30 protein-coding genes and 1 pseudogene are annotated in these 18,084 nt (G+C 66.7%); 30 read left to right on the forward strand and 1 reads right to left on the reverse strand.

Going from position 1 to position 18,084, the window contains the following annotated elements:
• Positions 1-17: 17 nt before the first annotated feature.
• The 30 genes and pseudogenes from rplC to truA form a co-directional block, all read left to right on the forward strand.
• Positions 18-656: pseudogene (rplC, locus tag ACQEV8_RS26705) on the forward strand (50S ribosomal protein L3); the annotation flags it as partial.
• A gap of 12 nt (positions 657-668) precedes the next feature.
• A complete protein-coding gene (gene rplD / locus ACQEV8_RS26710) occupies positions 669-1,325 on the forward strand; it encodes a 50S ribosomal protein L4 (RefSeq protein ID WP_432973008.1) in 657 nt (218 codons plus the stop codon).
• Complete coding sequence (rplW, locus tag ACQEV8_RS26715) at positions 1,325-1,744, forward strand: 50S ribosomal protein L23 (protein WP_031105224.1); 420 nt, start codon at positions 1,325-1,327, stop codon at positions 1,742-1,744. Before rplD ends, rplW begins: the two co-directional genes overlap by 1 nt.
• Positions 1,745-1,784: 40 nt before the next feature.
• Positions 1,785-2,621 carry a 50S ribosomal protein L2 gene (gene rplB, locus ACQEV8_RS26720; protein WP_030839671.1) on the forward strand — a complete coding sequence of 279 codons (837 nt, stop codon included), beginning with the start codon at positions 1,785-1,787 and terminating at the stop codon, positions 2,619-2,621.
• 12 nt (positions 2,622-2,633) lie between these two features.
• Positions 2,634-2,915 (forward strand): 30S ribosomal protein S19, encoded by a 282-nt coding sequence (rpsS, locus tag ACQEV8_RS26725; protein ID WP_057607913.1) that lies wholly within the window; start codon positions 2,634-2,636, stop codon positions 2,913-2,915.
• Between the two features lie 42 nt (positions 2,916-2,957).
• A complete protein-coding gene (gene rplV / locus ACQEV8_RS26730) occupies positions 2,958-3,305 on the forward strand; it encodes a 50S ribosomal protein L22 (RefSeq protein ID WP_030839668.1) in 348 nt (115 codons plus the stop codon).
• Complete coding sequence (gene rpsC, locus ACQEV8_RS26735; RefSeq protein WP_399018807.1) at positions 3,305-4,135, forward strand: 30S ribosomal protein S3; 831 nt, start codon at positions 3,305-3,307, stop codon at positions 4,133-4,135. Before rplV ends, rpsC begins: the two co-directional genes overlap by 1 nt.
• 5 nt (positions 4,136-4,140) lie before the next feature.
• On the forward strand, positions 4,141-4,560 hold the full coding sequence (rplP, locus tag ACQEV8_RS26740) for a 50S ribosomal protein L16 (protein ID WP_382584709.1): 420 nt from the start codon (positions 4,141-4,143) through the stop codon (positions 4,558-4,560).
• Entirely contained in the window at positions 4,560-4,784 is a 225-nt protein-coding gene (rpmC, locus tag ACQEV8_RS26745) for a 50S ribosomal protein L29 (protein WP_010036720.1), read from the forward strand. Before rplP ends, rpmC begins: the two co-directional genes overlap by 1 nt.
• A complete protein-coding gene (gene rpsQ / locus ACQEV8_RS26750; RefSeq protein WP_003992363.1) occupies positions 4,784-5,071 on the forward strand; it encodes a 30S ribosomal protein S17 in 288 nt (95 codons plus the stop codon). The genes rpmC and rpsQ overlap by 1 nt, the downstream gene beginning before the upstream one ends.
• A 107-nt stretch (positions 5,072-5,178) precedes the next feature.
• On the forward strand, positions 5,179-5,547 hold the full coding sequence (gene rplN / locus ACQEV8_RS26755) for a 50S ribosomal protein L14 (RefSeq protein WP_184591446.1): 369 nt from the start codon (positions 5,179-5,181) through the stop codon (positions 5,545-5,547).
• 2 nt (positions 5,548-5,549) lie between these two features.
• A complete protein-coding gene (gene rplX, locus ACQEV8_RS26760) occupies positions 5,550-5,873 on the forward strand; it encodes a 50S ribosomal protein L24 (protein ID WP_053674523.1) in 324 nt (107 codons plus the stop codon).
• Positions 5,873-6,430, forward strand: coding sequence for a 50S ribosomal protein L5 (gene rplE, locus ACQEV8_RS26765; RefSeq protein ID WP_003992366.1), 558 nt, complete (start codon positions 5,873-5,875; stop codon positions 6,428-6,430). Before rplX ends, rplE begins: the two co-directional genes overlap by 1 nt.
• A 5-nt stretch (positions 6,431-6,435) precedes the next feature.
• On the forward strand, positions 6,436-6,621 hold the full coding sequence (locus ACQEV8_RS26770) for a type Z 30S ribosomal protein S14 (RefSeq protein ID WP_003948630.1): 186 nt from the start codon (positions 6,436-6,438) through the stop codon (positions 6,619-6,621).
• A gap of 213 nt (positions 6,622-6,834) precedes the next feature.
• Positions 6,835-7,233 carry a 30S ribosomal protein S8 gene (gene rpsH, locus ACQEV8_RS26775; RefSeq protein WP_358557076.1) on the forward strand — a complete coding sequence of 133 codons (399 nt, stop codon included), beginning with the start codon at positions 6,835-6,837 and terminating at the stop codon, positions 7,231-7,233.
• Positions 7,234-7,257: 24 nt separating this feature from the next.
• Positions 7,258-7,797, forward strand: a complete 540-nt coding sequence (rplF, locus tag ACQEV8_RS26780) for a 50S ribosomal protein L6 (protein ID WP_215119438.1) — start codon at positions 7,258-7,260, stop codon at positions 7,795-7,797.
• 3 nt (positions 7,798-7,800) lie between these two features.
• On the forward strand, positions 7,801-8,184 hold the full coding sequence (rplR, locus tag ACQEV8_RS26785; RefSeq protein WP_432835957.1) for a 50S ribosomal protein L18: 384 nt from the start codon (positions 7,801-7,803) through the stop codon (positions 8,182-8,184).
• A 41-nt stretch (positions 8,185-8,225) separates the two neighbouring features.
• Positions 8,226-8,831, forward strand: coding sequence for a 30S ribosomal protein S5 (gene rpsE, locus ACQEV8_RS26790; RefSeq protein WP_164332815.1), 606 nt, complete (start codon positions 8,226-8,228; stop codon positions 8,829-8,831).
• A 2-nt stretch (positions 8,832-8,833) separates the two neighbouring features.
• The gene (gene rpmD / locus ACQEV8_RS26795) at positions 8,834-9,016 is read left to right on the forward strand and encodes a 50S ribosomal protein L30 (RefSeq protein WP_003974250.1); all 183 of its coding nucleotides are present in this window, start codon (positions 8,834-8,836) and stop codon (positions 9,014-9,016) included.
• A 2-nt stretch (positions 9,017-9,018) separates the two neighbouring features.
• Positions 9,019-9,474, forward strand: a complete 456-nt coding sequence (rplO, locus tag ACQEV8_RS26800; RefSeq protein WP_193482350.1) for a 50S ribosomal protein L15 — start codon at positions 9,019-9,021, stop codon at positions 9,472-9,474.
• 246 nt (positions 9,475-9,720) lie between these two features.
• Positions 9,721-11,034 carry a preprotein translocase subunit SecY gene (gene secY, locus ACQEV8_RS26805; protein ID WP_432964952.1) on the forward strand — a complete coding sequence of 438 codons (1,314 nt, stop codon included), beginning with the start codon at positions 9,721-9,723 and terminating at the stop codon, positions 11,032-11,034.
• Positions 11,034-11,696 (forward strand): adenylate kinase, encoded by a 663-nt coding sequence (locus ACQEV8_RS26810; protein WP_432964955.1) that lies wholly within the window; start codon positions 11,034-11,036, stop codon positions 11,694-11,696. Before secY ends, ACQEV8_RS26810 begins: the two co-directional genes overlap by 1 nt.
• Before the next feature lie 129 nt (positions 11,697-11,825).
• The gene (map, locus tag ACQEV8_RS26815; RefSeq protein ID WP_432964958.1) at positions 11,826-12,662 is read left to right on the forward strand and encodes a type I methionyl aminopeptidase; all 837 of its coding nucleotides are present in this window, start codon (positions 11,826-11,828) and stop codon (positions 12,660-12,662) included.
• Positions 12,663-12,898: 236 nt separating this feature from the next.
• Positions 12,899-13,120 (forward strand): translation initiation factor IF-1, encoded by a 222-nt coding sequence (infA, locus tag ACQEV8_RS26820; RefSeq protein WP_003948620.1) that lies wholly within the window; start codon positions 12,899-12,901, stop codon positions 13,118-13,120.
• A gap of 59 nt (positions 13,121-13,179) precedes the next feature.
• Positions 13,180-13,293 carry a 50S ribosomal protein L36 gene (gene rpmJ, locus ACQEV8_RS26825; RefSeq protein WP_003948619.1) on the forward strand — a complete coding sequence of 38 codons (114 nt, stop codon included), beginning with the start codon at positions 13,180-13,182 and terminating at the stop codon, positions 13,291-13,293.
• Positions 13,294-13,490: 197 nt separating this feature from the next.
• Positions 13,491-13,871 carry a 30S ribosomal protein S13 gene (gene rpsM, locus ACQEV8_RS26830; RefSeq protein ID WP_432964962.1) on the forward strand — a complete coding sequence of 127 codons (381 nt, stop codon included), beginning with the start codon at positions 13,491-13,493 and terminating at the stop codon, positions 13,869-13,871.
• A 58-nt stretch (positions 13,872-13,929) separates the two neighbouring features.
• Positions 13,930-14,340, forward strand: coding sequence for a 30S ribosomal protein S11 (gene rpsK, locus ACQEV8_RS26835; RefSeq protein ID WP_432973011.1), 411 nt, complete (start codon positions 13,930-13,932; stop codon positions 14,338-14,340).
• 136 nt (positions 14,341-14,476) lie between these two features.
• Positions 14,477-15,499 carry a DNA-directed RNA polymerase subunit alpha gene (locus ACQEV8_RS26840; protein ID WP_003966937.1) on the forward strand — a complete coding sequence of 341 codons (1,023 nt, stop codon included), beginning with the start codon at positions 14,477-14,479 and terminating at the stop codon, positions 15,497-15,499.
• Positions 15,500-15,667: 168 nt separating this feature from the next.
• On the forward strand, positions 15,668-16,156 hold the full coding sequence (gene rplQ, locus ACQEV8_RS26845) for a 50S ribosomal protein L17 (protein ID WP_432964965.1): 489 nt from the start codon (positions 15,668-15,670) through the stop codon (positions 16,154-16,156).
• A 143-nt stretch (positions 16,157-16,299) separates the two neighbouring features.
• Positions 16,300-17,154, forward strand: coding sequence for a tRNA pseudouridine(38-40) synthase TruA (truA, locus tag ACQEV8_RS26850; protein ID WP_432964968.1), 855 nt, complete (start codon positions 16,300-16,302; stop codon positions 17,152-17,154).
• Positions 17,155-17,169: 15 nt separating this feature from the next.
• Here truA and ACQEV8_RS26855 read toward each other — a convergent pair whose 3' ends face one another.
• Positions 17,170-17,985 (reverse strand): hypothetical protein, encoded by an 816-nt coding sequence (locus ACQEV8_RS26855; RefSeq protein ID WP_432973014.1) that lies wholly within the window; start codon positions 17,983-17,985, stop codon positions 17,170-17,172.
• Between the last annotated feature and the right edge of the window lie 99 nt (positions 17,986-18,084).

Genomic DNA, 18,084 nt, shown 5'->3' on the forward strand with positions numbered 1-18,084 from the left:
AGGCCGGTGATCTGAGAATGGCTAAGCAGATCAAGGGCATCCTGGGCGAGAAGCTCGGCATGACGCAGGTGTGGGACGCGAACAACCGTGTTGTTCCGGTCACCGTCGTCAAGGCCGGCCCCAATGTCGTCACCCAGGTCCGCACGAACGACGTCGACGGCTACGAGTCCGTCCAGATCGCGTTCGGCGAGATCGACCCGCGCAAGGTGAACAAGCCCCTCAAGGGCCACTTCGCCAAGGCCGACGTCACTCCCCGCCGCCACCTCGTCGAGATCCGTACCGCTGACGCCAGCGAGTACACCCTCGGCCAGGAGATCACCGCTGAGGTGTTCGAGGCCGGCCTCAAGGTCGACGTGACCGGCAAGAGCAAGGGCAAGGGCTTCGCCGGTGTCATGAAGCGTCACAACTTCAAGGGCCTCGGCGCCGGACACGGCACCCAGCGCAAGCACCGCTCCCCCGGTTCCATCGGTGGCTGCGCCACCCCGGGCCGCGTGTTCAAGGGCCTCCGTATGGCGGGTCGCATGGGCAACGAGCGTGTCACCACCCAGAACCTGACCGTCCACGCCGTTGACGCGGAGAAGGGTCTGCTGCTCATCAAGGGCGCGGTTCCCGGTCCGAACGGCGGCCTCGTCCTGGTCCGCACCGCGGCCAAGGGGCCTGAGGTACCGATGAGCACTGTTGACATCCTTTCGCCTGCAGGCGAGAAGACCGGTAGCGTCGAGCTCCCCGCGGAGATCTTCGGCGTGGAGAAGATCAGCATCCCGCTGATCCACCAGGTCGTCGTCGCGCAGAACGCCGCTGCCCGTCAGGGCACGCACAAGACCAAGCGTCGCGGTGAAGTCCGTGGTGGCGGCAAGAAGCCGTACCGCCAGAAGGGCACCGGTCGCGCCCGTCAGGGTTCGACCCGCGCGCCGCAGTTCGCCGGTGGTGGCGTCGTGCACGGTCCCGTGCCGCGTGACTACTCGCAGCGGACCCCGAAGAAGATGAAGGCTGCCGCGCTGCGTCACGCCCTCACCGACCGGGCCCGCCACAACCGCATCCACGTCGTCTCCGGCGTCATCGAGGGTGAGAACCCGTCGACGAAGGCCGCCAAGTCGCTGTTCGGCAAGATCTCGGAGCGCAAGAACCTGCTCCTGGTCGTCGACCGCGCCGATGAGGCCGCGTGGCTGTCCGCCCGTAACCTGCCCCAGGTCCACATCCTGGAGCCGGGCCAGCTGAACACGTACGACGTTCTCGTCTCGGACGACGTGGTCTTCACCCAGGCCGCCTTCGAGTCCTTCGTGTCCGGCCCGAAGGCCAATGACACCGAAGGGAGCGCGGCCTGATGGCTATCCGTCACCCCGCTATCGCCTCCAAGGCGGCGAAGAAGGCCAAGGCCGCGCGCGTCGCCAAGGCGCGCCGCCACGCCGCCGAGGGCAAGAACACCGTCGAGACCCCGCTGAGCAAGTCCTTCACGGACCCCCGTGACGTGCTGCTCAAGCCGGTTGTCTCGGAGAAGAGCTACGCGCTCCTCGACGAGGGCAAGTACACGTTCGTCGTGGACCCGAGCGCCAACAAGACCCAGATCAAGCAGGCCGTCCAGGCGGTCTTCTCGGTCAAGGTCACCGGGGTCAACACGATCAACCGCCAGGGCAAGCGCAAGCGGACCCGCACCGGCTTCGGCCAGCGCGCGTCCACCAAGCGCGCGATCGTGACCCTCGCTGAGGGCGACCGTATCGACATCTTCGGCGGTCCGACCGCCTGAGGGCGGTCCGGATCGTCCGATATCGGACGAGGACTGAGAAATGGGAATCCGCAAGTACAAGCCGACTACGCCGGGCCGTCGTGGCTCCAGCGTCGCCGACTTCGTCGAGGTCACGCGGTCCACGCCGGAGAAGTCGTTGGTCCGCCCCCTGCACAGCAAGGGTGGCCGTAACAACTCCGGTCGTGTGACCGTCCGCCACCAGGGCGGTGGCCACAAGCGCGCCTACCGCGTGATCGACTTCCGTCGTCACGACAAGGACGGCGTGCCGGCGAAGGTCGCGCACATCGAGTACGACCCCAACCGCACCGCGCGCATCGCGCTGCTGCACTACGCCGACGGCGAGAAGCGCTACATCCTCGCCCCGCGCAACCTGCAGCAGGGTGACCGCGTCGAGAACGGTCCCGGGGCCGACATCAAGCCGGGCAACAACCTTGCCCTGCGCAACATCCCGGTCGGTACCACGCTGCACGCCATCGAGCTGCGTCCCGGCGGCGGTGCGAAGTTCGCCCGCTCCGCCGGCGCCTCGGTGCAGCTGCTCGCGAAGGAGGGCTCGATGGCCCACCTCCGCATGCCGTCCGGTGAGATCCGCCTGGTCGACCAGCGCTGCCGCGCCACGGTCGGCGAGGTGGGCAACGCCGAGCAGAGCAACATCAACTGGGGTAAGGCGGGCCGTAAGCGCTGGCTGGGCGTTCGCCCGACCGTGCGTGGTGTGGTCATGAACCCGGTGGACCACCCGCACGGTGGTGGCGAAGGCCGTACCTCGGGTGGTCGTCACCCGGTGTCCCCTTGGGGCAAGAAGGAAGGCCGTACTCGTTCGCCCAAGAAGGCGTCGAACAAGTACATCGTCCGCCGCCGCAAGACGAACAAGAAGCGCTAAGGACGGGTTGAGATGCCTCGTAGCTTGAAGAAGGGGCCCTTCGTCGACGACCACCTGATCAAGAAGGTGGACGCTCAGAACGAAGCCGGCAGCAAGAACGTCATCAAGACCTGGTCCCGTCGCTCCATGATCGTGCCGGCCATGCTCGGCCACACGCTCGCGGTGCACAACGGCAAGACCCACATTCCGGTGTTTGTCACCGAGTCGATGGTCGGCCACAAGCTCGGCGAGTTCTCGCCGACGCGCACCTTCCGGGGTCACGTCAAGGACGACCGGAAGTCGAAGCGCCGCTAAGCGCGGGGTGGAATGACCATGACAGACACTGGAAGGACAACCATGGAAGCCAGGGCCCAGGCGCGGTACATCCGCGTCACGCCCATGAAGGCCCGCCGCGTGGTGGACCTCATCCGTGGCCTGAACGCCACGGAGGCTCAGGCGGTCCTGCGTTTCGCCCCGCAGGCCGCTAGCCAGCCGGTCGGCAAGGTGCTCGACAGCGCCATCGCCAATGCCGCGCACAACTACGACCACACCGATGTCGACAGCCTCTTCGTCTCCGAGGCCTACGTCGACGAGGGCCCGACCCTGAAGCGGTTCCGTCCGCGCGCCCAGGGCCGTGCCTACCGGATCCGCAAGCGGACCAGCCACATCACCGTGGTCGTCAGCAGCAAGGAAGGAACCCGGTAATGGGCCAGAAGGTAAACCCGCACGGGTTCCGGCTCGGTGTCACGACCGACTTCAAGTCGCGTTGGTACGCCGACAAGCTGTACAAGGACTACGTCAAGGAAGACGTCGCCATCCGTCGGATGATGACGTCCGGCATGGAGCGCGCCGGCATCTCGAAGGTGGAGATCGAGCGCACCCGTGACCGTGTGCGTGTGGACATCCACACCGCGCGTCCCGGCATCGTCATCGGCCGCCGTGGCGCCGAGGCCGACCGCATCCGCGGTGACCTCGAGAAGCTCACGGGCAAGCAGGTCCAGCTGAACATCCTCGAGGTCAAGAGCCCCGAGACCGACGCTCAGCTGGTTGCTCAGGCCGTCGCCGAGCAGCTCTCCTCCCGCGTCTCCTTCCGTCGCGCCATGCGCAAGAGCATGCAGGGCACGATGAAGGCCGGCGCCAAGGGCATCAAGATCCAGTGCGGTGGCCGCCTCGGTGGCGCCGAGATGTCCCGCTCGGAGTTCTACCGCGAGGGCCGTGTGCCCCTGCACACGCTCCGCGCGAACGTGGACTACGGCTTCTTCGAGGCCAAGACGACCTTCGGCCGCATCGGTGTGAAGGTCTGGATCTACAAGGGCGATGTCAAGAACATCGCCGAGGTCCGCGCCGAGAACGCTGCTGCCCGTGCGGGTAACCGCCCGGCCCGTGGCGGCGCTGACCGCCCGGCCCGTGGTGGCCGTGGTGGCGAGCGTGGCGGTCGCGGTCGCAAGCCGCAGCAGGCCGCTGGATCCGAGGCCCCCAAGGCCGAGGCTCCCGCGTCCGCCGCTCCGGCTGAGAGCACCGGAACGGAGGCCTGACCGAAATGCTGATCCCCCGTAGGGTCAAGCACCGCAAGCAGCACCACCCCAAGCGCAACGGCATGTCCAAGGGTGGCACGCAGGTTGCGTTCGGCGAGTACGGCATTCAGGCCATGACCCCGGCGTACGTGACGAACCGGCAGATCGAGGCAGCTCGTATCGCCATGACTCGTCACATCAAGCGTGGCGGCAAGGTCTGGATCAACATCTACCCGGACCGCCCGCTCACGAAGAAGCCCGCCGAGACCCGCATGGGTTCCGGTAAGGGTTCTCCGGAGTGGTGGATCGCCAACGTCAAGCCCGGACGCGTGATGTTCGAGCTGTCGTACCCCAACGAGAAGATCGCGCGCGAGGCCCTGACCCGTGCGGCCCACAAGCTGCCGATGAAGTGCAAGATCGTCAAGCGCGAGGCAGGTGAAGCGTGATGTCGGCCGGTACCAAGGCGTCCGAGCTGCGCGAGCTGGGCAACGAGGAGCTGCTCAACAAGCTCCGCGAGGCCAAGGAAGAGCTGTTCAACCTCCGCTTCCAGGCGGCGACGGGTCAGCTCGAGAACCACGGCCGGCTGAAGGCCGTCCGTAAGGACATCGCGCGGATCTACACCCTGATGCGTGAGCGCGAGCTGGGCATCGAGACGGTGGAGAGCGCCTGATGAGTGAGAGCAACGTGACTGAGCAGACTGCAGAGGCCCGCGGCTTCCGCAAGACCCGTGAGGGTCTCGTCGTCAGCGACAAGATGGACAAGACCGTCGTCGTCGCCGTCGAGGACCGCGTCAAGCACGCGCTGTACGGCAAGGTCATCCGCCGTACCAACAAGCTCAAGGCGCACGACGAGCAGAACGCCGCGGGTGTCGGCGACCGTGTCCTCCTCATGGAGACCCGGCCGCTGTCCGCGACGAAGCGCTGGCGCGTCGTCGAGATCCTCGAGAAGGCCAAGTAATCCCTCCTAGGGGGACCCCCTAGGAATCGTTCCGCCAGGCTCGGCAGGGGCCGACCTCGCAAGAGGAGAGCCCCTGTCGGGAACCGGCAGACAACCAGGAGATAGACGTGATCCAGCAGGAGTCGCGACTGCGTGTCGCCGACAACACGGGTGCGAAGGAAATCCTCTGCATCCGTGTGCTCGGTGGCTCCGGTCGCCGCTACGCGGGTGTCGGTGACGTCATCGTCGCCACCGTCAAGGACGCGATCCCCGGCGGCAACGTGAAGAAGGGTGACGTCATCAAGGCGGTCATCGTTCGCACCGTCAAGGAGCGCCGCCGTCCGGACGGCTCGTACATCCGCTTCGACGAGAACGCCGCTGTCATTCTGAAGAACGACGGCGACCCTCGTGGCACCCGTATCTTCGGCCCGGTCGGCCGTGAGCTGCGCGAGAAGAAGTTCATGAAGATCATCTCCCTCGCGCCGGAGGTGCTGTGAGCATGAAGATCAAGAAGGGCGACCTGGTCCAGGTCATCACCGGTAAGGACAAGGGCAAGCAGGGCAAGGTCATTGCCGCTTACCCGCGCGACGAGCGTGTCCTGGTCGAGGGTGTCAACCGGGTCAAGAAGCACACCAAGGCCGGTCCGACGGCTCGCGGTTCGCAGGCCGGCGGCATCGTCACCACCGAGGCGCCGATCCACGTCTCCAACGTCCAGCTGGTCGTGGAGAAGGACGGCAACAAGGTCGTGACCCGCGTCGGTTACCGCTTCGACGACGAAGGCAACAAGATCCGCGTTGCCAAGCGGACGGGTGAGGACATCTGATGACGACCACCACCAGCCCGCGTCTGAAGCAGAAGTACCGTGAGGAGATCACGGGCAAGCTGCGTGACGAGTTCAAGTACGAGAACGTCATGCAGATCCCCGGTCTCGTCAAGATCGTGGTCAACATGGGTGTGGGCGACGCCGCCCGCGACTCCAAGCTGATCGAGGGTGCCATCAAGGACCTCACCACGATCACCGGTCAGAAGCCGGCCGTCACCAAGGCCCGCAAGTCCATCGCGCAGTTCAAGCTGCGTGAGGGCCAGCCGATCGGTGCCCACGTCACGCTCCGTGGCGACCGCATGTGGGAGTTCCTGGACCGCACCCTGTCGCTCGCGCTGCCGCGCATCCGCGACTTCCGCGGCCTGTCTCCCAAGCAGTTCGACGGCCGTGGCAACTACACCTTCGGTCTCACGGAGCAGGTCATGTTCCACGAGATCGACCAGGACAAGATCGACCGCACCCGGGGTATGGACATCACCGTGGTGACCACGGCGACCAACGACGCTGAGGGCCGCGCGCTCCTTCGTCACCTCGGCTTCCCCTTCAAGGAGGCGTGAGCGAGATGGCGAAGAAGGCTCTGATCGCTAAGGCTGCTCGCAAGCCGAAGTTCGGTGTGCGTGGCTACACCCGCTGCCAGCGCTGTGGCCGCCCGCACTCCGTGTACCGCAAGTTCGGCCTGTGCCGCGTGTGCCTTCGTGAGATGGCTCACCGTGGCGAGCTGCCGGGCGTGACCAAGAGCTCCTGGTAATCCCCCTTTTAGGGATTAGCAGGGCTCTCGGTAAGCAATGGGCGTGTCAGGCGCCCTCCCCTTCATGGCTTAGGCTTGGAGGGTTGGGCGCCTGACAGTCGCCCGTACGACTTACTACGCCGTAGGTCCACCGCGCCGCACCCGTCCCGTCTCGGATCGGGGAGAGGGATGGCGCACCAGGAAACCCCGGCGAGAGAGGCCGAAGGCCAATTCATGACCATGACTGATCCGATCGCAGACATGCTGACGCGTCTGCGGAACGCGAACTCGGCATACCACGACTCCGTGACGATGCCGGCGTCGAAGATCAAGTCGCACATCGCGGAGATCCTCCAGCAGGAGGGCTTCATCACGGGCTGGAAGATCGAGGACGCCGAGGTCGGCAAGAACCTCGTTCTCGAGCTGAAGTTCGGCCCGAACCGTGAGCGCTCCATCGCGGGCATCAAGCGGATCTCCAAGCCCGGTCTCCGGGTGTACGCGAAGTCCACCAACCTGCCGAAGGTTCTGGGCGGCCTGGGCGTGGCCATCATCTCCACGTCCCACGGTCTCCTGACCGGCCAGCAGGCGCAGAAGAAGGGCGTGGGTGGGGAAGTCCTCGCCTACGTCTGGTAATTCGGGAACGGAGGAGAGACAGCAATGTCGCGTATCGGCAAGCTCCCCATCCCGGTTCCCGCCGGCGTGGACGTCACCATCGACGGCCGTACGGTCGCGGTCAAGGGCCCCAAGGGCGAACTGACCCACACCGTTATCGCGCCGATCGACATCGCCAAGGCCGAGGACGGCACCCTTCAGGTGCTCCGGCCCAACGACGAGCGGCAGAGCAAGGCCCTGCACGGCCTGTCCCGCACGCTGGTGGCGAACATGATCACCGGTGTGACCCAGGGATACGTCAAGAAGCTCGAAATCAGCGGTGTCGGCTACCGTGTCCTGGCCAAGGGCTCCAACCTGGAGTTCTCTCTGGGCTACAGCCACCCGATCCTGGTCGAGGCCCCCGAGGGCATCACCTTCAAGGTGGAGTCCCCGACCCGTTTCTCGGTCGAGGGCATCGACAAGCAGAAGGTCGGCGAGGTTGCGGCCAACATCCGCAAGCTGCGCAGGCCCGACCCGTACAAGGCCAAGGGCGTCAAGTACGAGGGCGAAGTCATCCGCCGCAAGGTCGGAAAGGCGGGTAAGTAAGCCATGGCATACGGACAGAAGATCCTTAAGGGCGACGCCTACAAGCGCGCCGCGATCAAGCGCCGCCACATCCGGATCCGTAAGAACATCAACGGAACGGCGGAGCGTCCGCGTCTGGTCGTTACCCGCTCGAACCGCCACATCGTGGCCCAGGTGATCGACGACATCAAGGGTCACACCCTGGCGTCGGCGTCCACCCTGGACACCTCGATCCGCGGTGCCGAGGGCGACAAGTCCGCGCAGGCCAAGCAGGTCGGCGCCCTGGTCGCCGAGCGCGCCAAGGCCGCCGGTGTCGAGGCCGTCGTGTTCGACCGTGGTGGTAACCAGTACGCGGGGCGCATCGCCGCCCTGGCGGACGCCGCCCGCGAGGCCGGGCTCAAGTTCTGAGCCGGTTCCGTAGCTAGCGGAAACAGAGAGAGGTAATTCCAATGGCTGGACCCCAGCGCCGCGGTGGCGGTGCCGGTGGCGGCGAGCGGCGGGACCGGAAGGGCCGTGACGGCGGCGCTGCTGCCGCCGAGAAGACCGCGTACGTTGAGCGCGTTGTCGCGATCAACCGCGTCGCCAAGGTTGTGAAGGGTGGTCGTCGCTTCAGCTTCACCGCGCTGGTCGTGGTGGGCGACGGTGACGGCACCGTGGGTGTCGGATACGGCAAGGCCAAGGAGGTGCCGGCCGCCATCGCCAAGGGCGTTGAGGAGGCCAAGAAGCACTTCTTCAAGGTCCCCCGCATCCAGGGCACCATCCCGCACCCCATCCAGGGTGAGAAGGCTGCCGGCGTCGTGCTGCTCAAGCCCGCGTCGCCCGGTACCGGTGTGATCGCCGGTGGTCCGGTGCGTGCCGTGCTCGAGTGCGCCGGTATCCACGACGTGCTGTCGAAGTCGCTCGGCTCCGACAACGCGATCAACATCGTGCACGCGACCGTGGAGGCCCTCCGGGGTCTGCAGCGTCCCGAGGAGATCGCGGCCCGCCGTGGTCTGCCCCTCGAGGACGTCGCTCCCGCGGCTCTTCTCCGTGCGCGTGCCGGGGCGGGTGCGTAATCATGGCGCAGCTCAAGATTACGCAGGTCAAGTCCTACATCGGCAGCAAGCAGAACCACCGTGACACCCTGCGTTCCCTTGGTCTCAAGGGCATCAACACGCAGGTCGTCAAGGAGGACCGCCCCGAGTTCCGCGGCATGGTGCACACCGTCCGCCACCTCGTGACGGTCGAGGAGGTCGACTGATCATGGCGGAGAACAACCCGCTCAAGATCCACAACCTCCGTCCCGCCCCGGGCGCCAAGACCGCCAAGACCCGTGTCGGTCGTGGTGAGGCGTCGAAGGGTAAGACGGCCGGTCGTGGTACCAAGGGCACGAAGGCCCGCTACCAGGTTCCGGAGCGCTTCGAGGGTGGCCAGATGCCCCTCCACATGCGTCTCCCGAAGCTGAAGGGCTTCAAGAACCCGTTCAAGACGGAGTTCCAGGTCGTGAACCTGGACAAGCTCGCCGCCCTCTACCCCGAGGGTGGGGAGGTCACCGTTGCCGACCTGGTCGCCAAGGGTGCCGTCCGCAAGAACAGCCTCGTCAAGGTCCTCGGCCAGGGCGAGCTCTCCGTGGCGCTGCAGGTGACGGTCGACGCCGTCTCCGGCTCCGCCAAGGAGAAGATCACCGCCGCCGGCGGTACCGTCACCGAGCTCGTCTGAACACCACAGGCGTCTTGATGACCTGAGCGATCCCGACCGGGGATACCCCACATATGGGGTATCCCCGGTTGGTCGTTCCTAGGGTGGCAGTCACGCCGGTAAGGTGGCTTGCACTGCCCTCTTTTCACAGGGTGCTTCACTTCGGGCACTCTGAGCGGCAGTTGACCGTTACCTATGTCGTTGTTCCCATTGGACTCTCAAGACCGTCACCCTTGACGCAGTTGCGCGGGGGTCGCAGGAGGCACCGTGCTCACCGCGTTCGCCCGGGCGTTCAAGACGCCCGACCTGCGCAAGAAGCTGCTCTTCACGCTGGCCATCATCGTGGTGTACCGGGTCGGTACACACATCCCGATCCCAGGTGTCGATTACCGGAACGTCCAGACGTGTATCGATAACGCCCAGGCCAACCAGGGTCTCTTCGGTCTGGTCAACATGTTCAGTGGCGGTGCGCTGCTGCAGATCACCATCTTCGCGCTGGGCATCATGCCGTACATCACGGCGAGCATCATCCTCCAGCTGCTGACCGTGGTGATCCCCCGCCTGGAAGCCCTGAAGAAGGAGGGCCAGGCCGGTACGGCGAAGATCACGCAGTACACCCGCTACCTGACGATCGCCCTCGCCATCCTCCAGGGCACCGGCCTCGTCGCCACCGCCCGCAGCGGCGCCCTGTTCTCGGGCTGCCCGGTGGCCAGCCAGATCGTCCCCGACCAGTCGATCTTCGTCACCATCACCATGGTCATCACGATGACCGCCGGTACGGCGGCCGTGATGTGGCTCGGTGAGCTCATCACCGACCGCGGCATCGGCAACGGCATGTCGATCCTGATGTTCATCTCGATCGCCGCCACCTTCCCGTCCGCCCTGTGGGCCATCAAGAAGCAGGGCACCCTGGCCGGAGGCTGGATCGAGTTCGGCACCGTCATCCTCGTCGGCCTGGTCATGGTCGGCCTGGTCGTCTTCGTCGAGCAGGCCCAGCGCCGCATCCCGGTGCAGTACGCCAAGCGCATGATCGGCCGCCGCTCCTACGGCGGCACGTCCACGTACATCCCGCTGAAGGTGAACCAGGCGGGTGTGATCCCTGTCATCTTCGCCTCGTCGCTGCTCTACATCCCGGCGCTGATCGCTCAGTTCGCCGGAGGCAACTCGGGCTGGAAGACCTGGATCGAGCAACACTTCGTCAAGGGCGACCACCCGTACTACATCATTACGTACTTCCTGCTGATCGTTTTCTTCGCGTTCTTCTATGTGGCGATCTCCTTCAACCCCGAGGAAGTCGCCGACAACATGAAGAAGTATGGTGGCTTCATCCCGGGCATCCGGGCTGGCCGACCGACCGCTGAGTACCTGAGCTACGTACTCAACCGGATCACCTGGCCGGGTTCGCTGTACCTGGGTCTGATCGCTCTCGTACCGACGATGGCGTTGGTTGGTTTCGGGGCAAACCAGAACTTCCCGTTCGGCGGGACCAGCATCCTGATCATCGTGGGTGTGGGCCTCGAGACCGTGAAGCAGATCGAGAGCCAGCTCCAGCAGCGCAATTACGAAGGGTTCCTCCGCTGATGCGTATCGTCCTCGTCGGGCCGCCGGGCGCCGGTAAGGGAACGCAGGCCGCGTTCCTGGCCAGAAACCTGTCGATCCCGCACATCTCCACGGGCGACCTGTTCCGGGCCAACATCAGTCAGCAGACGGAACTCGGCAAACTGGCGAAGTCCTACATCGACGCGGGAAACCTGGTGCCCGACGAGGTCACCATCGCCATGGCGAAGGACCGCATGGAGCAGCCGGACGCCGAGAACGGTTTCCTGCTGGACGGCTTCCCCCGCAATGTCTCGCAGGCCGAAGCGCTCGACGAGCTGCTGGAGACCGAGACCATGCAGCTGGACGCGGTGCTGGACCTGGAGGTCCCCGAGGACGAGGTCGTCAAGCGGATCGCCGGCCGCCGTGTCTGCCGCAACGAGTCGGCGCACGTCTTCCACGTGACGTACAAGCCGCCGGCCAAGGAGGGCGTCTGCGACGTCTGCGGCGGCGAGCTGTACCAGCGGGGCGACGACTCCGAGGAGACCGTCCGCAAGCGGCTGGAGGTCTACCACACCCAGACCGAGCCGATCATCGACTACTACAAGGCCCAGGGCCTGGTGGTCACGATCTCCGCGCTCGGCAAGGTGGAGGACGTCACGACGCGCGCCATGGAGGCGCTGAAGCGTGACGAGGGCGACAAGTAGTCGTTCGTACGCAGCGACGGCCGCGGTTCCCCTCGGGGAGCCGCGGCTGCTGCGTGAGGGGTCATCGAGCGGCCCCGTATCGTTGAAGGCGTTCATTCCCTCCGAAGGTCCAGAAAGGCCGTAGTCCCCATGGTGCAGATCAAGACCTCCGAGCAGATCGCCAAGATGCGCGAGGCGGGCCTGGTCGTCGCCGCCATCCACGCGGCGACCCGTGACGCCGCCGTGCCGGGGGCCACCACGAAGGATCTGGACCAGGTCGCCCGCAAGGTCCTCGCCGAGCACAACGCCAAGCCGAACTTCCTCGGCTACGGCGGCTTCCCCGCGACGATCTGCACGTCCGTGAACGAGGTGGTCGTCCACGGCATCCCGTCCGACGACGTCGTCCTCAAGGACGGGGACGTCATCTCCATCGACTGCGGCGCGATCATCGACGGCTGGCACGGCGACGCCGCCTACACGGCCTTCGTCGGCTCCGGCCACTCCCCGGAGCTGGTCGAGCTCTCCCGGGTGACCGAGGAGTCGATGTGGGCCGGCATCGCGGCCATGAAGCAGGGCAACCGGCTGGTCGACATCTCCCGGGCCGTCGAGACGTACATCCGCCGCCAGCCCAAGCCCGGCGGTGGCAAGTACGGGATCATCGAGGACTACGGCGGCCACGGCATCGGCACCGAGATGCACATGGACCCGCACCTGCTGAACTATGTCGACCGGCGGCGCGGCAAGGGCCCGAAGCTGGTGCCGGGCTTCTGCCTCGCCATCGAGCCGATGGTCTCCCTGGGCACGCCGAAGACGGAGGTCCTCCAGGACGACTGGACGGTCATCACCACCGACGGCACCTGGTCGTCCCATTGGGAGCACTCGGTCGCGCTGACCGAGGAAGGGCCGCTGGTGCTGACGGCTCCCGACGGGGGGAAGGCGAAGCTCGCCGAGCTGGGCATTGTCGCGGCGCCCGATCCGCTGGGCTGAGCGCCTACCGGGGGTGGGCGGTTCTGACCATCGGCGGCCGCGGCGGCGTGGGGGCTGTTCGCGCGGTTCCCCGCGCCCCTATGGGGGCGCTTAAAGCGCTGTCCGCTGGGGCAGACTCTCTCGATTCGTGTTTCCGAGGGCCCTGACGTAGACTGACTCGTCGGCTCTGGTGCACCCGCATGCCTGCATGCGGCTCGCACGGAGTCGATCAAGGTAGTCGATTCGAAGGGCGAAGCGTGGCCAAGAAGCAAGGTGCCATCGAGATCGAGGGCACTGTCGTCGAGTCTCTTCCGAACGCCATGTTCAAGGTCGAGCTCCAGAACGGCCACCAGGTCCTGGCACACATCAGCGGCAAGATGCGCATGCACTACATCCGCATCCTCCCTGACGACCGGGTCGTGGTGGAGCTGTCTCCGTACGACCTCACGCGTGGCCGGATCGTCTACCGCTACAAGTAGATCTTGCCCCGCATCTCGCTTCGGCGAGGTGGTGGCACTGACCCGGAGAACCTCACCTAATGAAGGTCAAGCCGAGCGTCAAGAAGATCTGCGACAAGTGCAGGGTGATCCGCCGTCACGGCCGGGTCATGATCATCTGCGACAACCCGCGCCACAAGCAGCGCCAGGGCTGATCGACAGCGGATCGCACCCTCTGCATCATCGCAGGGACTTCGCGCGACGCGAGCTGAATATGTTCATACGCAGGACCCGGGCGGACGACGTTCGCCTGACACCCCTGGTTCGGAGGCCGGGGACCCAGTTCGTACCTCATACGGCGGCTGGGAGTCGGTTCTGTGGAAGACCTCCGACAAGTAACTGGAGCCATTGAATGGCACGCGTTTCCGGTGTCGACATCCCGCGCGAAAAGCGCGTGGAGGTCGCCCTCACCTACGTGTTCGGCATCGGCCGGACCCTCGCGCAGCAGACGCTGTCCGCCACCGGCGTCGACCCGAACACCCGTGTTCGCGACCTCTCCGAGGAGCAGCTCGTCGCGATCCGTGAGTTCGTGGACAGCAACATCAGGACCGAGGGTGACCTCCGTCGTGAGATCCAGGCCGACATCCGCCGCAAGGTCGAGATCGGCTGCTACCAGGGTCTGCGTCACCGCCGCGGCCTGCCCGTCCGCGGTCAGCGCACCAGCACCAACGCCCGCACCCGCAAGGGCCCGCGTCGCGCCATCGCCGGCAAGAAGAAGCCGGGCAAGAAGTAGTCCGCAGCGGACGCCTGTCCACGGTCTTCGCTGTAGGACCGACCACCTCCCGTAGGAGATAAGAGATGCCCCCAAGGGACGTCAGGGCGCTGCCAAGAAGGTGCGCCGCAAGGAAAAGAAGAACGTCGCTCACGGCCACGCGCACATCAAGAGCACGTTCAACAACACGATCGTCTCGATCACGGACCCCTCGGGCAACGTGATCTCCTGGGCCTCCGCCGGCCACGTCGGCTTCAAGGGCTCGCGCAAGTCCACGCCGTTCGCCGCGCAGATGGCCGCCGAGTCGGCTGCCCGCCGCGCCCAGGAGCACGGCATGCGCAAGGTCGACGTCTTCGTCAAGGGCCCGGGCTCCGGTCGTGAGACCGCGATCCGCTCCCTGCAGGCGACCGGCCTCGAGGTCGGCTCCATCCAGGACGTCACGCCGACCCCGCACAACGGCTGCCGTCCGCCCAAGCGCCGCCGCGTCTGATCTTTCACAGATCGCTGACGCAGGCCGCTTGGTCTGAGGTTTTCGGGCGGTATGGCTCTTCGGGGCCATATCGCCCGTACCCTTGTTTCACATCAGGGCGTCAAATAGCGGGCGCCCCTGACAGAAGGATCACAACATGCTGATCGCTCAGCGTCCCTCGTTGACCGAAGAGGTCGTCGACGAATTCCGCTCCCGGTTCGTGATCGAGCCGCTGGAGCCGGGCTTCGGTTACACCCTCGGCAACTCCCTCCGCCGGACCCTCCTGTCCTCGATCCCGGGTGCGGCGGTCACGTCCATCCGCATCGACGGTGTCCTGCACGAGTTCACCACCGTGCCGGGCGTCAAGGAGGACGTCACCGACCTGATCCTCAACATCAAGCAGCTGGTCGTCTCCTCGGAGCACGACGAGCCGGTCGTGATGTACCTGCGCAAGCAGGGCCCGGGTCTGGTCACCGCCGCCGACATCGCGCCCCCGGCCGGTGTCGAGGTGCACAACCCCGACCTCGTCCTCGCCACGCTCAACGGCAAGGGCAAGCTGGAGATGGAGCTGACGGTCGAGCGTGGCCGCGGCTATGTCTCCGCCGTGCAGAACAAGCAGGTCGGCCAGGAGATCGGCCGGATCCCGGTCGACTCGATCTACTCGCCGGTGCTCAAGGTCACGTACAAGGTCGAGGCCACGCGTGTCGAGCAGCGGACCGACTTCGACAAGCTGATCGTCGACGTCGAGACCAAGCAGGCCATGCGTCCGCGTGACGCCATGGCGTCGGCCGGCAAGACCCTGGTCGAGCTGTTCGGTCTGGCCCGTGAGCTCAACATCGACGCCGAGGGCATCGACATGGGCCCGTCCCCGACGGACGCCGCCCTGGCCGCTGATCTGGCGCTGCCGATCGAGGAGCTCGAGCTCACCGTTCGGTCGTACAACTGCCTCAAGCGTGAGGGCATCCACTCCGTGGGTGAGCTCGTCGCGCGTTCCGAGGCGGACCTGCTCGACATCCGCAACTTCGGTGCGAAGTCGATCGACGAGGTCAAGGCGAAGCTGGCCGGCATGGGCCTGGCCCTCAAGGACAGCCCGCCCGGATTCGACCCGACCGCTGCCGCGGACGCGTTCGGCGCCGACGACGATGCCGACGCCGGTTTCGTGGAGACCGAGCAGTACTGATTCGGCTGCCGGTCCGCTGTGGCTGGTCGCGCAGTTCCCCGCGCCCCCTTGGGGCGCGGACCCTTCCGGGCGTCTGAAAAGGCGCCCGGATCTCCGACGGGCAACCGCCCGCTCGGATACTGACCCCGGTACCTGATACGGCCGGGGCAGACACCTAGGAGAAACACCATGCCGAAGCCCACCAAGGGTGCCCGTATGGGCGGCAGCGCCGCGCACGAGAAGCTGCTCCTCGCGAACCTCGCGAAGGCGCTGTTCGAGCACGGTCGCATCACCACCACCGAGGCGAAGGCCCGCAAGCTGCGGCCGTACGCCGAGCGTCTGGTCACCAAGGCGAAGAAGGGCGACCTTCACAACCGCCGTCAGGTGCTCCAGGTCATCACGGACAAGAGCATCGTCCACACGCTCTTCACCGAGATCGGCCCGCGCTACGAGAACCGTCCGGGTGGTTACACCCGTATCACCAAGATCGGTAACCGCCGTGGCGACAACGCGCCCATGGCTGTCATCGAGCTGGTCGAGGCGCTGACGGTGGCGCAGGAGGCGACCGGCGAGGCCGAGGCCGCGACCAAGCGTGCGGTCAAGGAAGACGCCCTCACGAAGGACGAGGCCGCCCCGGCCAAGTCCGACGAGGCCGCCGAGGAGTCGAAGGACGCGTAAGCGTTCTGCCGGGGGCTGTGCGTCGGCGGCTGCGGCTTCGTCGTGGTTGTTCGCGCAGTTCCCCGCGCCCCTGAAGAGGGCGTTGGCGGGCCCGTTCCTTTTCAGGAGCGGGCCCGCCTTTGTGTTGCTGAGAGGATCTGTGCGTGAGTGATGAAGCAGCGGCCGGGTTCGTTCGTGTTCGGCTTGACCTGTCGTACGACGGGAGCGAGTTCTCCGGGTGGGCCAAGCAGGCCGGGGGGCGGCGGACCGTGCAGGGGGAGATCGAGGACGCCCTGCGGACGGTGACGCGGTCGCGGGAGACGTATGAGCTGACCGTGGCGGGGCGTACGGACGCCGGGGTGCATGCCCGGGGGCAGGTCGCGCATGTCGATCTGCCGCGGGAGGTCTGGGCCGAGCACCATCAGAAGCTGCTGAAGCGGCTTGCCGGGCGGCTGTCCAGGGACGTGCGGGTCTGGGCCCTCAGGGAGGCGCCCAGTGGCTTCAACGCGCGGTTCTCGGCCGTGTGGCGGCGGTACGCGTACCGGGTCACCGACAACCCCGGCGGGGTCGACCCGCTGCTGCGCGGCCATGTGCTGTGGCACGACTGGCCCCTGGACGTCGACGCGATGAACGAGGCCGCGCGGGGGCTGCTCGGGGAGCACGACTTCGCCGCCTACTGCAAGAAGCGGGAGGGCGCGACGACGATCCGTACGCTCCAGGAGCTGAGTCTCGTACGGAGCGACGACGGGATCATCACCGCGACCGTGCGGGCCGACGCCTTCTGCCACAACATGGTGCGCTCGCTCATCGGGGCGCTGCTGTTCGTGGGAGACGGGCACCGGCCGCCGGACTGGCCGGGGAAGGTGCTGGCGGCCGGCGTCCGGGACTCGGCCGTGCACGTCGTGCGGCCGCACGGGCTGACCCTGGAAGAGGTCGGCTACCCGGCCGACGAACTGCTCGCCGCGCGCAACAAGGAGGCGCGGAACAAGCGGTCGCTGCCGTCGGCGGGGTGTTGCTGAGGCCCCTGCCCGTGCTCACCGGCGGGCGGAGTTCCAGGTCGTGACCAGCCCTGAGAGAGCCCTGGTGGCGGCGTCGGCGTCGGCGCCGTCGCCGCGTGCCTTGGGGGAGAGCTCCACGTGGAGGAACTTGGCGTGGTGGCGCTCGGCGGCCTTGCCCTGGACGTTCGTGGTGCCTTCCAGGGGGCAGCGGGCCGACCAGCCCCGGCAGACCCGCAGACCGTCGGCCTCCATGCCGTCGGCCAGGGCGGCGGCCTCGGTGAGGGTGCTCCGCGCGGCTCCGGTGGAGAGGACGGCCTCGTAGGGGCGGTCCGAGTCCCTGGCGAAGCCGTGCAGTTGCACGCCCGGGACGTCGCGTTTCTGTAGCTCCACGACGATGGCGTGGAAGACGCTGTCCGCCCGGTGGGCGACGTCGGCGGCGTCGCCCCGGCCCGCCTCCCGGTGCGCGCCGGCCAGGACCAGCGAGCCGCCGGGGTTGTCCTCCAGGAGCCGTATGCCCAGGCGTTCGGTGTCCCGGTCGGAGACCGGGTGCGGCACCTGAGCGTGCCAGCGGACGTCGGAGTCGGCGGTCAGGTAGAGGCGCCCCCAGCGTTCGGCCCGGCCCGGGCCGGCGGCGGCGATCTCGTCGTATCTGCGGCCGGACTCGGTGTCGGTGAGGCGGGTGAGCTTGAGGCCGAGCGGGGCGAGCAGCTGCTCGGCCTGTGTGGCGTCGCCGTCCAGGAGGTGGCCGACGCTTTCGGCGACGCGCTCGCGCTGGGTGTCGTCCGGTGGGGCGTACGCGGTGCCGGGTTCCAGTTCGGCCGTGTACGTGAGGATCCTGTTGCGGAGGTCCACCAACTGCCGGGCATGCGGAGTGGAATCGTCCGTTGACCGGTCTGTTGGCGACTGACAGCCGAACAAGGCGAGGATGAGTCCGATTTGGACCATAATACG

The organism is Streptomyces sp. CA-179760, assembly GCF_050937045.1.
In the GTDB taxonomy this organism is placed as follows: domain Bacteria; phylum Actinomycetota; class Actinomycetes; order Streptomycetales; family Streptomycetaceae; genus Streptomyces.